Origin of the sequence: Nocardioides sp., from assembly GCF_031397825.1 — a bacterium.
Classification (GTDB): domain Bacteria; phylum Actinomycetota; class Actinomycetes; order Propionibacteriales; family Nocardioidaceae; genus Nocardioides.
The window spans coordinates 1-12,089 of record NZ_JANNML010000091.1 but is presented as its reverse complement, the minus strand read 5'-3'; the positions used below and the strand labels follow the sequence as shown (position 1 = coordinate 12,089).

At 71.7% G+C, this 12,089-nt stretch carries 14 protein-coding genes; 5 read left to right on the top strand and 9 right to left on the bottom strand.

Translation table 11 applies throughout. The features are described 5' to 3' along the window. The first annotated feature begins 58 nt into the window (after window positions 1-58). Both RMN98_RS07930 and RMN98_RS07925 read left to right on the top strand, forming a co-directional pair. Window positions 59-829: a DsbA family protein gene (locus RMN98_RS07930; protein WP_309648271.1), complete on the top strand. Its 771-nt coding sequence runs from the start codon at window positions 59-61 to the stop codon at window positions 827-829. Further along, entirely contained in the window at window positions 826-1,440 is a 615-nt protein-coding gene (locus RMN98_RS07925) for a vitamin K epoxide reductase family protein (protein WP_309648270.1), read from the top strand. Before RMN98_RS07930 ends, RMN98_RS07925 begins: the two co-directional genes overlap by 4 nt. 53 nt (window positions 1,441-1,493) lie before the next feature. On the opposite strand, the gene RMN98_RS07920 is transcribed toward RMN98_RS07925, so the two are convergent. Next, window positions 1,494-3,152, bottom strand: a complete 1,659-nt coding sequence (locus tag RMN98_RS07920) for a bifunctional 3'-5' exonuclease/DNA polymerase (protein WP_309648269.1) — start codon at window positions 3,150-3,152, stop codon at window positions 1,494-1,496. 117 nt (window positions 3,153-3,269) lie between these two features. On the opposite strand from RMN98_RS07920, the gene RMN98_RS07915 reads away from it, so the two are divergent. Continuing rightward, on the top strand, window positions 3,270-3,392 hold the full coding sequence (locus tag RMN98_RS07915; RefSeq protein ID WP_309648268.1) for a hypothetical protein: 123 nt from the start codon (window positions 3,270-3,272) through the stop codon (window positions 3,390-3,392). 41 nt (window positions 3,393-3,433) lie between these two features. Here the strand turns inward: RMN98_RS07915 and RMN98_RS07910 are convergent, their stop codons facing one another. Continuing rightward, complete coding sequence (locus RMN98_RS07910) at window positions 3,434-4,873, bottom strand: HAD-IB family hydrolase (protein WP_309648267.1); 1,440 nt, start codon at window positions 4,871-4,873, stop codon at window positions 3,434-3,436. 3 nt (window positions 4,874-4,876) lie between these two features. Next, the gene (locus RMN98_RS07905) at window positions 4,877-6,685 is read right to left on the bottom strand and encodes a 1-acyl-sn-glycerol-3-phosphate acyltransferase (RefSeq protein WP_309648266.1); all 1,809 of its coding nucleotides are present in this window, start codon (window positions 6,683-6,685) and stop codon (window positions 4,877-4,879) included. Between the two features lie 111 nt (window positions 6,686-6,796). On the opposite strand from RMN98_RS07905, the gene RMN98_RS07900 reads away from it, so the two are divergent. Then, window positions 6,797-7,621, top strand: a complete 825-nt coding sequence (locus RMN98_RS07900; protein ID WP_309648265.1) for a ceramidase domain-containing protein — start codon at window positions 6,797-6,799, stop codon at window positions 7,619-7,621. Window positions 7,622-7,670: 49 nt separating this feature from the next. On the opposite strand, the gene RMN98_RS07895 is transcribed toward RMN98_RS07900, so the two are convergent. The 3 genes from RMN98_RS07895 to RMN98_RS07885 all read right to left on the bottom strand — a co-directional run bounded on the left by RMN98_RS07895 (window position 7,671) and on the right by RMN98_RS07885 (window position 9,454). Continuing rightward, window positions 7,671-8,012, bottom strand: a complete 342-nt coding sequence (locus RMN98_RS07895; protein WP_309648264.1) for an HPF/RaiA family ribosome-associated protein — start codon at window positions 8,010-8,012, stop codon at window positions 7,671-7,673. A gap of 125 nt (window positions 8,013-8,137) precedes the next feature. Further along, on the bottom strand, window positions 8,138-8,599 hold the full coding sequence (locus RMN98_RS07890; RefSeq protein WP_309648263.1) for a hypothetical protein: 462 nt from the start codon (window positions 8,597-8,599) through the stop codon (window positions 8,138-8,140). Window positions 8,600-8,677: 78 nt separating this feature from the next. Then, entirely contained in the window at window positions 8,678-9,454 is a 777-nt protein-coding gene (locus tag RMN98_RS07885; RefSeq protein ID WP_309648262.1) for a DinB family protein, read from the bottom strand. A 211-nt stretch (window positions 9,455-9,665) separates the two neighbouring features. Between RMN98_RS07885 and RMN98_RS07880 the strand changes: the two genes are divergently transcribed. Continuing rightward, window positions 9,666-9,791, top strand: coding sequence for a hypothetical protein (locus RMN98_RS07880; RefSeq protein WP_309648261.1), 126 nt, complete (start codon window positions 9,666-9,668; stop codon window positions 9,789-9,791). A gap of 62 nt (window positions 9,792-9,853) precedes the next feature. Here the strand turns inward: RMN98_RS07880 and eis are convergent, their stop codons facing one another. From eis to RMN98_RS07865, 3 genes are all read right to left on the bottom strand, one after another. Continuing rightward, on the bottom strand, window positions 9,854-11,047 hold the full coding sequence (eis, locus tag RMN98_RS07875) for a GNAT family N-acetyltransferase (protein ID WP_309648260.1): 1,194 nt from the start codon (window positions 11,045-11,047) through the stop codon (window positions 9,854-9,856). A 155-nt stretch (window positions 11,048-11,202) separates the two neighbouring features. Continuing rightward, on the bottom strand, window positions 11,203-11,646 hold the full coding sequence (locus RMN98_RS07870; protein WP_309648259.1) for a PA2169 family four-helix-bundle protein: 444 nt from the start codon (window positions 11,644-11,646) through the stop codon (window positions 11,203-11,205). A gap of 172 nt (window positions 11,647-11,818) precedes the next feature. Next, window positions 11,819-12,089, bottom strand: a 271-nt coding sequence (locus RMN98_RS07865; RefSeq protein ID WP_309648258.1) for a hypothetical protein, incomplete at its 5' end; no start/stop codon positions are given.

Sequence of the window (12,089 nt, the reverse complement as noted above, 5' to 3'; positions counted from 1 at the left end):
CGCGCCACCGTCCCTCCCGACGCTCGCGCGGCACCCCGTCATCCGCGAAGGAATCCGCATGTCCCAGAACAAGAAGAAGCAGCCCCACCTCCCGCCCGTCCCCGGCGCCGGCCGGCACGACCGCAGCGAGCAGCGCGCCGCAGCCGCTCGCCTGGTGCGCGACCAGGCGAAGCGCGCCAAGCGCCGCACCCTGCTCATCCAGTCAGGGATCGGCGCGATGGCCGTCATCGTGGTCGTCGCGACCACCGTCGGGATCCTCGCCACCCGTGGCTCCGACGAGCCTGCGGCGACTCCCCCGGGCCTCACCGGCGACGGCGCGGTCCGCTTCGGCGCCGACGACGCCACCGTGACCATCCAAGCCGTCGAGGACTTCCAGTGCCCGGCGTGCCGCGAGTTCGAGTCGGCCTTCGGCGACCTGCTCGCGCAGTACCGCGACAGCGAGGACGTCGCCGTGGACTACCGCCCGATCGCGTTCCTCGACCGCGCCTCCACCACCGACTACTCCAGCCGGGCGCTCAACGCCTCGATGTGCGTGCTCGAGGACGCCGGCGCCGACGCGTGGATCACCATGCACGAGGCGCTCTTCGACCAGCAGCCGCCGGAGGGTGGCGCCGGGCTGAGCGACGACGAGCTCACCCGGATCGCCACGGACGCCGGGGCAGGCGACGTGTCGACCTGCATCGCGGACCGCCCCTACGACGACTGGGCCGCGGACACCACGCAGGCCGTGTTCGACGAGGGCGTCACCGGCACCCCGTCCCTCTTCGTCAACGGCGAGCCGGTCGAGGCCGCGCAGCTCGAGGCGGCCGTCGACGCGGCCCTGTCGTGACCGACCTCGAGACGAAGGTCCCCGAGAAGGCGCGCGCGCACGTTGTGCCGACGCGCGGCTTCGGCCTCGGGCTGGCCGTGCTCGGCGCGATCGGCCTGGCAGCGGCGTTCGCGCTCACCGTCGACAAGATCCGCCTCCTGGAGGACCCGACGTTCACGCCGTCCTGTGACCTCAACCCGGTCCTGTCCTGCGGCTCGGTCATGGTCACCGACCAGGCGTCGGCGTTCGGCTTCCCCAACTCGCTGCTGGGACTCGTGGGCTTCAGCGTCGTCGTCACCGTCGGCGTGCTGCTGGCCATGGGCGCCCGGCTCCCCTCGTGGGTCCTCGTCGGCCTCGCGGGCGGTGCGGGCCTCGGGCTCGCGATGGTGCACTGGCTCGCCTTCCAGAGCCTCTACCGCATCGGCGCCCTGTGCCCCTGGTGCCTGGTGGTCTGGTCGGTGACGATCCCCATCGCTGTCTGGTCGGTGCTGGTCGCGCTGCGGACCACCACCGAGAGCCGTGTCGTCGACGCGCTCTGGTCGGTCCGCTACCTGCTGGTGCTCGGCTGGTACCTGCTCGTGGTCGTGCTCGCGCTGGTCCGCTTCTGGGACTACTGGAGCACGCTGGTCTGACCGGTCCAGAGGGTGACGGCGGCTGCCGGGTTGCGCCCGCGCGGCCGTCGCGCTCAACCGGGGCTGACCGCCGCGCCGGCCTTGCCGGCGTCGGCGTAGGACGGCACGACCGAGACGGTGAGTGGGAAGTCGATGCTCAGGTCGCGGAAGAGCAGGCGTCCGGCCGTCTCGGCGGCCTGCCGGGTCTGCTCGACCACGGCCTCGGCCAGCGCCACCGAGGTGTGCACGACGACCTCGTCGTGGAGGAAGAAGACCAGGTGCGGCCGCTCGGTGAGTGGGCCGTCCCCACCCAGCCCCCACAGCCGGTTGCGGAGGTCCGCGATCCAGCACAGCGCCCACTCGGCGCCGGTGCCCTGCACGACGAAGTTGCGGGTGAAACGGCCGTAGGCCCGCCGGTGGCGGGTCTGGCTGTCCGGGTCGGCCGGTGGGTCGTCGGGATCGCGGTCCCACACCTCCCCCGGGCCGGGCGAGCCACGGCCGAGCAGGGTGCGCACGACCTGCCCGCGCTCCCCGGCGCGGGCCACCTCCTCGACGAGCCCGAAGGCGTCGGGGTAGCGCCGGGTCAGTCCCGCGACCAGGCGGCCGCTCTCACCGCTCGTGGCGCCGTACATCGCGCCGAGCAGGCCGAGCTTGGCGTGGGTGCGGCTCGCGACCGCACCGTCCTCGACCATGCCCTGGTAGAGGTCGGCGCCCCGGGCCGACCGGGCCAACGCGCGGTCACCGCTCATCCCGGCCAGCACGCGCGGCTCGAGCTGCGCGACGTCGGCGACGACGAAGGTCCAGCCGTCGTCGGCCACCGCCGCGGGACGCACCTGCACCGGGAACGACAGCGCTCCCCCGCCGTTGCTCGACCAGCGGCCCGTGCTCGAGCCCGCTGGTTGGTACGACGGACGGAACCGGCCGTCGCGCACCCAGCGGTCGCTCCAGGCCCACCCGTTGGTCTGGAAGAGGTGGGAGAGCTGCTTGTAGCGCAAAAGCACCGGGATGCCTGGGTGCTCGAGCGCCCGCAACGACGACGCCCGGGTGTCGGCCACCTCGAGCCCGGCTCGCTGCAGCGCCGAGAGCAGCTCCGGACGCGAGTCAGGGTTGAGGGCCGGGGCGGCGAAGGCCTCCCGGACCTCGGCCACCAGCGCCTCCAGCACCTGCGGTCGTGCGCCACGAGGCGGGCGCGGACCCAGCAGGTCGACGAGCAGCCGCTCGTGGACGTCCGTCCGCCACGGCACACCGGCGAAGGTCATCTCCACCGCCACCAGGGCACCCGCCGACTCCGCCGCGAGCAGCAGCCCCAGCGCCGCCGACTCGGCAGACGTGGCCACGACTGCCAGCTGACGAGCGTCCTCGAGGTCGGCGCGCAGGTGCTCGGCGGTGTCGTCGACCGAGAAGAGCGCCGGGTCCGACGGCGCGCTCGGCCCGAGCCGGTCCCAGTGAACGCTTTGCACCCCCTCCAGCAGTCGCGCGTCGGCCGCCGGTGCGCGCCGCAGCAGGTGGTGCCCCAGCCGCAGGTCGTGGCACCGCTGCACGCGCACTCCGGCCGCCAACAGGGCCGGCGCCCACCGGGCCGTGTCGTCCCAGACCCACCGCAGCCCGGGCGTGTCCTCGGCCTCGCGCGCCCCGACGTACGACGGGAGGTCGGCTGCTGCCAGCACGTGCTCGTCGCCCTCGACCACCAGCACGCGCTCGCCCGGCAGGCGCGACAGCGAGACGCGGTTCACGAGGACACCCTGACACCTCACGGTGGAGATCTGGCGCGGCCGTGGTCGGGCGAGACCGGTGACCACCGGCGACCTCGAGGGCCGGCCGACCGGCCGTCGTCCTCGTGGGCGGCGCCGATGGCGACGAACGCGGTGCACCGGACGAGCAGGATTCCGACGAGCGGCAGCACGAACCGCGACGACGAGAACGTTGACCAGCTGGTGCAGGCGCCGTCCGCGACCCGCGACGAGCTCGGCTGAGCGGACCGGGCTGGGGTCTCAGGGAGCCTCCGACGGCGGGGTCACGCTGGTGGTCGGTCCCAGTCGTCCAGGGTGTCGGCGAACAGCTGCTCGACCAGGGCGACCTGCTCGTCGAGGTTGTCAGCGGTCCAGCCGGCGGTCGGCACAGGGGCGAGCACCCGCACCTGGACGGTTCCCGGCGTGAGGATCATCGAGTGGGCCGGCATGATCTCACCGGCGTTGCGCAGGACCACAGGCACCATCGGCACCTGCGCCTGCATGGCCAGGTGGAAGGCCCCTTTCTTGAAGGGGAGCAGCCGTGCCGTGGGCGAGCGGGTTCCCTCCGGGGCGATCACCAGGGACGTGCCCGACCTCAGGCTCTCGAGGGCCGGCGCGAGGGCTTCGCGGGCGGCGATCCGGTCGGTGCGGTCGACGTAGGCGACATCGGCGAGCCAGCCCATCGCGGCGAAGGTGGGGTCCTTGGCAAGCTCCTTCTTGGCCACACCGGTGAAGTCGCGACGCAGGAGCGCGGCGAGGACCACGACGTCGAGCTGGCTCTGGTGGTTGAAGACGAAGACCGCGGGGCGCGAGAGCCAGAGGTTCTCCTGACCCTCGACCTCCAGTGAGACACCGGCTGCGGCCAGGGCGAGCTCGGAGCTGATCGCAGCGGCAACCGTGAGCGCCGTACGTCGGTCCCGGTTGAGCAGTCCCATCCCCAACCCTGCGGCGACCCCCGTGGCCAGACCCGCGAAGGACGCAGCCGAGCGGACCACGTTGGCAGCAGTGAGACGCCGTTGGCGATGCAGCCGATGCACCGGCCAGCCGCGCTCCGCCGCCGCCTGGGTCAGGGTGCTGTCGGCGTTGAGGGGTCGGGGTCGCCCCACGGTCTCGAGGTAGAAGACATCCTCTCCCCCGTTGCCGTAGGCGTAGGACTCCCCGAGGTCCAGGCCTTGGGTCTCGGCGAAGGCCTCCACGGCCGCTGCCTTGCCGGGTCCCCAGAGGATCGGCCCGTCGACGCGTCCGGTGACGATGCCGTCGAGAGCCTCGACCTCGGTGACGAGCAGGTGCTCGATCCCGAGATCCTGCGCGGCAGCCTGGGCCTGGAACCTCGTGGCCGAGGAGGCCAGGGCAACCGTGTGGCCGGCGCGCAGGTGGGCCCGGACCAGACGGCGGGCGTCGGGGTAGAGCCGGCCCGAGATCCGGGACCGGAAGAGCTGCTGCCCCATCTCCTCCAGGTCGGTCAGGGCGCTGCCGGTCAAGGCGCCGAGGCCGACGCCCACCAGGCGCGTCACATCGTGTCCGCGCTGCTGCATGTTGAAGACCTCGACGATGGTCCCGATGAGCTCCTGCGGGCTCACCGCCCTGCTCGCCAACCGCTGTCGGAAGTAGAGGGCCGCCGAGTAGCCGTGGATCAGGGTGCCGTCGAAGTCGAAGAAGGCACCGACGTCGGGGCCCTGCGGGCCCGCTGCGACGGCGGCCAGGAGGTCGTCGATGTCGGCCACGGATCACTCCTCCAGCGCGAGGGAGCGGACGACGGCGATCGCGTCGACCGCCGCGACCAGCTCATCGGCGAAGCGCTGGCGCGCCTGGCGCAGCTCGTCGCCCCCGGGCCCGAGGAGGTCGCGGTTGCCGGCGAGCTTGAGCGCGCCACCCATGAGGTCCTTGGAGATCGACTCCGGCGAGTGGAGGTCCTGCTGCAGCCACCGCTGGTGCGCGACCCCGAGGCTCTCGGCGATCAGTCCGTCGCTGTCCAGCGGGGCAGCAGGCTCCCGGGTGACCAAGCGTTCGGCCACCACGGAGTAGGCCTCCAGGAACGGACCGATCACCCGGTGGGCGAGGAGCAGCTGGGTGCCCGAGAGCAGCTGGGTGATCTCGCTCGTGGTGGCCCTCTCCTCGGCCCAACCGGGACGCACCAGGTCGGTCTCGTAGCGCATCTGGGTGTCGAACTCCCGCTTGGTGGCGAAGAAGAACTCATACTTGAGCAGGTCGCGCAGCGCCAGGGCGCGCGTCCAGGTGGCCGCGACGACGTCGACGTCGGCGGCCGCATCCTCGGCGGCGGCCTGGACGAGTGCCACCTCGAGGATGGCGCGGTCGATGAAGTAGTGGGTGACGGTGTTGCGATAGAACGCCGCCTCGTGCTGTCGATCGGGCGCGATCGCGTAGACGGGCTCCAGCCCGCCGGCGTACTCGACCACCACGCCCTCGCGCACCAGGGTTGCCAGCGCCCTGCGAAGGCCCTCGGGGCGCCCGAGATCGACATCGGCGGTGAGCGGCAGCTGGCGGCGACGTACGTAGGCGACCAGCGGTTCCAGGACGCCGAGCGTCTCGGCCAGGGTCATCGCCCGACCGTCGTTGTCGAGCAACCCGAAGGTGACCAGGGCCGACGGTGTGATCGGGGTCGCGGCGTTGATGCGGTGGGCCACCTCGAACGCGACACGGGGCACCACCGCGGTGAGATCGTCGGACTCGGCGCGCGAGCCGGCATCGGCCAGGGCCTCGCGCAGTGACAGCGGAGGACCGAACCGCACGTGGACGCGCCCGCGACGCCGCCCCTGGGCTCGAGCGAACCGGTAGAGCCAGGTCAGGCTCTCGGGCGCCTTGGTCCCGCCGCTCTCCTCGCGCGAGAGGGCCGAGACCTCGTGCTGCTGGTCGTAGACGATGGAGACCGGCACGAGATAGGCGTCGTCGGCGTCGTCGCCGTTGGCGCGGAAGGCGTCGACCAGGTAGCGCAGCACCCCCATCCGCGGCGGGCGGAGCTTGCCGGTGCGGGTGCGCCCCCCTTCGAAGTACCACTCGAGGTTGGCACGCTGACGCAGCAGGAACCCCAGGTAGAGACGGAGCATGGCCGGGTAGACCGGGTCGTCGCGGCTCGAGCGGCGGATGAAGATCAACCCGCTTCGCTTTCCGAGCTCCGAGAACGGCCACATCGCGAGGTTGATGCCGCCGAGGGTGTAGTTGCTGGGGAAGCCGTGCCCGGTCGTGGCCGCCCGCAGGACCAGCGGGTCGAGGTAGGAGCGGTGGTTGGGAAGGAACACCAACGAGTGCTGACGTCCCAGCTCGGCCAGCTCCTTCAGCCTGCTGGTGTCGACGTCGACCTCGTAGGAGCGCGTCAACCACCGACCCATCCGGTCCCACACCCGCGAGGCCGACTCGTCGACGTACGCCGACATCTCGACCAGCGCGGTCTGCGAGTCGTCCCTCAGGTCGGCCTCGGTGCGACCGGTCCGCTCCACGAGAGCGTCGAGCGTCTCGGAGTAGTGGGTCGTGCCCATCACCAGCTCGACGGCCCGGCGTTCACGATCGACATTGCTCATCCGCGCAGCCTAGTGGCGCGCGTCACAGCAGGACCGAGCATGCTGCCGCGCACGTCGATCCGGTCGCCGAAGTCTCGCGCGCTCGACTCCGCGTGCCGCTAGATTCACCAGGTGTCCGCCGACCGTGATCCCCGCCCCCTGGTGGCGGCGCTCGCGACGTCGGCCGCGTCGATCGGGCTGCTCGTCCTGGGTGTTCGCTTCGGATGGCTGGGCGCGGACACGGGCCGTGGTGCCAACTTCTGCGAGGCCGCCCGCATCGGGTGGGTCAAGCAGCCGGCGAACGCACTGTCCAACGTGGGGTTCGTCGTCGCCGGGCTGGCCATCGCATGGCGGGCTCGTCGTCCGGAGCTGCTGGGCGACACGCTGCCGCGGTTCCCCGGGCTCGTGACAGGACTCGCATGCATCGTGGTTCTCCTCGGACCGGCGAGCGCGGCCATGCACGCGACCCAGTCGTCGCTGGGCGGTCTGCTGGACGTGACCTCGATGTATCTCGTCGCGGGCTTCGCCGCGGCCTACGCCTCGACCCGCTGGTGGCAGCGAGACTCGGTGTTCTTCTGGCAGCTGTTCCTGCTGCTCGTTGCCGGGTGCGAGCTGATCGGCCTCTGGGACCGGGAGATCCCGGTGGTGCACTTCGCCGGCAACGCCGCGTTCGGCCTCCTCCTGGTGATCGCTGTGGGAGTGGAGACACGGCTGTGGCGGCGCGGCCGAGCACGTGCGGACCTGAGGTTCGGCTCGGCCGCGTTGGCCTCGATGCTCCTCGCGTTCACGATCTGGAACCTGTCCCAGCACGGCTGGTGCGACCCGGACTCGCTGCTCCAGGGCCATGCGGCGTGGCACCTGCTGGGGGCCGTCGCGGCGTACTTCTTGTTCCGCCTGTATGCGAGCGAGCGGACCTCGGACGTCCCCGTGGGCGGGGCGTCGCCGGCAGGTCGGTGAGCAGCCGCTCGTGGACGTCCGTCTGCCGGGGCACCCCGGCCGGGTACAGCTAGCGGCCTCGGATAGTCGCCCGCAGCCGGGTGGCGCCCACTCGGTCGAAGACGTGCTGCAGGCGGGCCTCCAGCTTGTGACGGGCTCCCACGAGGGCCTCGGTCGCGGTCGCGGCAATGGCCTCGACCGTCACGGGCTCGCGTCCCGAGGGTCGTGCCTCGAGCAGGCACCTGATGTGGGGGCCGACGGCCCGCACCGGGCTGTCGTCGCGGAAGTGGACCTCGACCCGGGTCACCGTGTGCTCGACGTGCGCGAGCACGCTGTCCAGCTCCTCCCGGACACGGTCCCGGAGCTGGTCATCGACGGCGACGTGCTTGTCGGCGTTGATCTGGATCTCCACGTCATCACTTCCTCGGCTGGGTGCCGGAGTCGATCCTCCGACTCCTCCCAGCAGAGCACCGTCCGGGCTGCCGGAGCAGGGACCAACGTCCCGATCACGCGGGCCGACGACGGCCGTGGCGGTGGCTAGGTGACCGAGATGACCGCGACCACGTCGCCCGTGTCGTGGTCCTCGACCTCGACCTGGCCGGGCACCTCGATCACCAGCTCCTGCTGCGACGCGCCGGCCTCGAACTCCACGTACTGCTCGGGCTTGGAGTGGACGTGCAGCTCCCCGCCCCGGTCGGTGTCGAAGGAGATCAGGACGGGCTCTCCGCGACCCACCGAGATCTCGACGGCGTTGGGCGACACCTCGTCACCCGCGATGACGATCGCGAGGTCGGCCTCGACCGGCGCCTCGCTGGTCGGTGCCTCCGTCGGCTGGTCGGTCGCGGCAGGGGCCGACGGGCTGGCGCTCGGCGTCTCGGTCGCCTGGGTGGACGGCGCGTCCACCGGGGCTGCGTCCTCGTCGGCCGCACCGGAGCACGCGCCGAGGGCGAGGACCGCCGTCAGGGCGGCGGCGGAGAGGGTCAGGGGGCGGAGCGTCATGACAGGTCCTCACGTGGGTGCCGGGCTGGTCGTCCCATCCTCTCCGGAGCGCCCCAGCACCCCGGACTCGGCCCCGGACTACGTCGAGCGCGTCTCGAGCACGGCCAGGTCGCGCTCGGCATAGGTCCGGTGCCACCACTCCTCGTTGAGCACGATCGACAGGCAGTCCTTGACCGAGAACGGCCGGGCCGGCGGCCAGCCCTCGTCGTCGGGCGGGGTGTGCTCGGAGGCGAGCACCTCCGCGGTGAGGCCCTCGACCACGTGACGTACGTCGGACTGGCGGGCGCGACGGACCTCGAGGACCTCGTCCAGCGACGGCCTGACCGAGCGGTCGCGGGGGAACCCCCGACCTTCGGGTGCCTCGTCCCACGGCAGGTCGAGCGGGTGCCACGGGGCCGGGTCGCCCTCGATGGCGCGGCCGACCCACGCGGCGGTCGCGAAGGAGAGGTGCCGCAGCGTCTCGACGAACGACCACTCCCCGTCGACCTGCTCGTGCAGGAGCTCCGGATCAAGCCCCCGGGCCCGCTCGACGGTGCCGTCCCAGCGCCTCTCGACCAGGTCCCAGGCCTCGCGGAATCCCGCGGGGTCGTCGGGGCGCATCCTGGCCAGGTCGGGCTCGCGGCGCAACACCTCCTGCTCGACGTAGTCCGTCACGTCGACGCCGTTGATCCGCAGGCCCTGGATCTCACCGGTGATGTCGACATCCCAGAGCTCGACGCCGCTCATCTTCACGTGGTGCAGGTCGGTGCCGCGGATCGTCACGTTGCTGAGCGACGCGGCGCGGAACGTCGACCCGCTGAGGTCGGTCCAGTCGAAGGTCGAGCCACTGAGGTCCTCCTCGCCGAACTCAGCCATGCCGCACCGCCGAGTCTTCCGCTCTCGGCTGCCGGCCGGGCGACGGGACGAGTGCTGGATGGGTCGTCTCGAGTGTCGTCATGGCCCCGAGCGTAGAGGCCGTTCCGGACGAATCTGCGTCGGAATCCTGCCAACAGGAGCCTCACCCTGCTCCAGGGCTCGAGTCAGAACGCCCTTCTGACCTGCACGTCCGCACGCCAGGGGCAGCACGATGCGCACGACGAGCCGTGCCTCGACCATGTCCTGGGCGCCGTCCGCCCTGGCCACCGACGTGGGTGGCCTGGGCACGAATGCCACCGCGGTCCTCGAGTCCGGAGTGTCCGACCGCGAGTTCTAGCCCGACGGTAGCGGCCGAGGTCGAGGACGAGGACCACCAGCAGCTGACCTTCCCGTCACGTCTCAGAAGTAGTCGCGGATGTGGATCGGCCGGGGCGTGAAGACCCGGTCGAGCGCGGCCTCGGCCTCAGGCGTGCCGTCGGAGAGGTGCCCGGCCATCCGCAGGTTGGCGCAGGTCTGGGCGCCGGCCCACGCCAGCGCGAGCCCGCCGGGGGTGAGGACGGGAGCGTCGGCCGCCGTGGTCGGCGTGCACGTCGCCTTCCCCTGGTCGATGACCAGCTGCCAGCTCCCGTTGGTCGTCCCGACGTGGTCGCCGGACACGGAGAACGACACGTCGCCGTCCACCGGCCAGTCGCGGGCCGCGAAGGCGCCCGGGACGTCGTGGACCCGCAGCATGTAGGGCTCGCGCGCCTTGACCGCCCAGTGCGCCGACGGGAGCGCCAGCCGGGCGACGTCGTGACCCGAGGTGCGCACCCGCACCTGGCCGACCACGCTGCCGAACGACCCGAGCACGCTCCACAGGGCCCGGTAGGCGTCGCCGCTCAGTGCGAGCAGGTCGGAGACCTCGAGGCTCGAGGAGTCGCCGTACCCCTGGCCGCGCTGCCAGCTCGCGAAACCGACGACGTCGCCGGCTTCGTCGACCGCGAGCGTGACCCCGGTGAACGCGTCGATGAATGTCTTCGCGTCGGCGGGGAACGACGGCCCGCGACGCGTCAGTGGCCCGTTCTGGGCGGCCGCCCAGGTGTCGTAGACCTCGTGGACCGCGTCGATGTCAGCAGGCGTGGCCCGGCGGGTGCGCACGCCGACCGGAGGACGGATCCGGGCCAGGGTCGCCGAGGGGACCTCGACCTCGTCGTAGGAGCAGAGCAGCTCGTAGCCGAACTTGCGGTAGATCCCGGGGGCGGTGCAGAAGAGTGTCGACACCACCTCGCCGCGCTCCCGGAGGCCGTCTGCGAGCACCACCCGGAAGAGCTCGTCGAGGAGCTTCTCCCCCCGCCGCTCGGCCGTGACCGCGACGCCGGCGATCCCGCCGGTGGGGACGGTGCCGCCGCCAAACCACGAGTGGTACTCGCGGGTCACCACCCGCGCCACCAGCTGGTCGCCGTCGAAGGTGCCGAACGCGTGATATCCGGGCCGCGGGAAGCTCTCCGGTGAGGGTGGTGTCGCTCCCGGCGGAAGGTCTCCGAACGCCTCGCGGCTGAGAGCCATCGACTGCTCGAAGTCGTCCCGGGTCAGGCGGCGGGTGGTCAGGGACATGGCCGCAGCCTAGAAGGCGCGGCCGCCATGTGCTTGCCGGTGCTCGTGATGACCTCTCCGGACCGGGGGTGTCCGCAGGCACATCCTGCGCCTCCCCGTGAGGTATCCGTGAGAGCAACGAGTGAGAGAAGCTCGCCCGCAGCGATCGGCGAAGGTCAGTCGACGCTCTGCAGGGCCTTGACCTCGTCGCGCGCGGCGAGGACCGCGACGTGCTGTCGGCTCACGACCTCGCGGAAGCCGGGGCTGAGGTCGCGCTCGAGCGCCTTCTCGTACTCCGATACCGCGTGGTCCTCGCCCGTCGCGGCGGCGGAGAGGACGGCGCCGGCGTCGTCGCCGCTCACGGCGTCCTTCAGCGAGATCCACCCACGGTGCAGGGCCGCGGCGACCGAGCCGCTCTCGTCGACGTCGTCGCCGTACTCGTGACCCAGCTCGACGATCTCGCGGCAGAAGCCGGCGCGCTGCTCGGAGAAGCGTTGCAGCGTCGCCGCCCACGTCGCACGGTCGCTGTCCCTCACCTTCTCGGCGGCGCGGGCGAAGCCTCGCTCACCGTCCTTCAGCGTCTCGACCAGTTCCTTGGCAACCTGCGCGTCGTCCGTCATGTCCGCTCCTTCGATTGAATGGGTTGCCGAGCGGTACCCGTAGGTCAGGACAGCAAACCGCGTCCAGCTCAGAGCTCGAGCACCCCCGGAGCGAGGCGGATCAGGAGCTCTTGTTCGTCGGCTGCCTGCCTCGCGAGCTCCCTGGTGAGCATGCGAGCCGATTCGCCGGCCATCAGGACCACGGACCTTCTCGGAGGCCGTTGAGGTCAGGGTGCTGGATGGCCACGTCGAGGTTGAGTTCGAGGTTGAAGGTGCGGATCGATTCGGCGTCGTCGATCAGAGGATTGAGCACCACGCGGTCCTTGAGCCAGGGCAGCGACTGGGCGCTGACGAGCATGGTGACGTTGGTGGTCCGAGTGACCCAGGCGTCGCGTCGCCAGTCCGCGCGCTGGCCGCAAGAACTTTCAGCCCGAACTTTGCCCGAACAGCCGTCGATTTCTGAG

Excerpts from the sequence above, each read along its gene's own strand:
- RMN98_RS07930 (WP_309648271.1), top strand. The coding sequence starts at position 59 with ATGTCCCAGAACAAGAAGAAGCAGCCCCACCTCCCGCCCGTCCCCGGC.
- RMN98_RS07915 (WP_309648268.1), top strand. The coding sequence starts at position 3,270 with ATGGCGACGAACGCGGTGCACCGGACGAGCAGGATTCCGACGAGCGGC.
- RMN98_RS07905 (WP_309648266.1), bottom strand. The coding sequence starts at position 6,685 with ATGAGCAATGTCGATCGTGAACGCCGGGCCGTCGAGCTGGTGATGGGC.
- RMN98_RS07890 (WP_309648263.1), bottom strand. The coding sequence starts at position 8,599 with ATGACGCTCCGCCCCCTGACCCTCTCCGCCGCCGCCCTGACGGCGGTC.
- RMN98_RS07885 (WP_309648262.1), bottom strand. The coding sequence starts at position 9,454 with ATGGCTGAGTTCGGCGAGGAGGACCTCAGTGGCTCGACCTTCGACTGG.
- RMN98_RS07880 (WP_309648261.1), top strand. The coding sequence starts at position 9,666 with ATGCGCACGACGAGCCGTGCCTCGACCATGTCCTGGGCGCCGTCCGCC.
- eis (WP_309648260.1), bottom strand. The coding sequence starts at position 11,047 with ATGTCCCTGACCACCCGCCGCCTGACCCGGGACGACTTCGAGCAGTCG.
- RMN98_RS07870 (WP_309648259.1), bottom strand. The coding sequence starts at position 11,646 with ATGACGGACGACGCGCAGGTTGCCAAGGAACTGGTCGAGACGCTGAAG.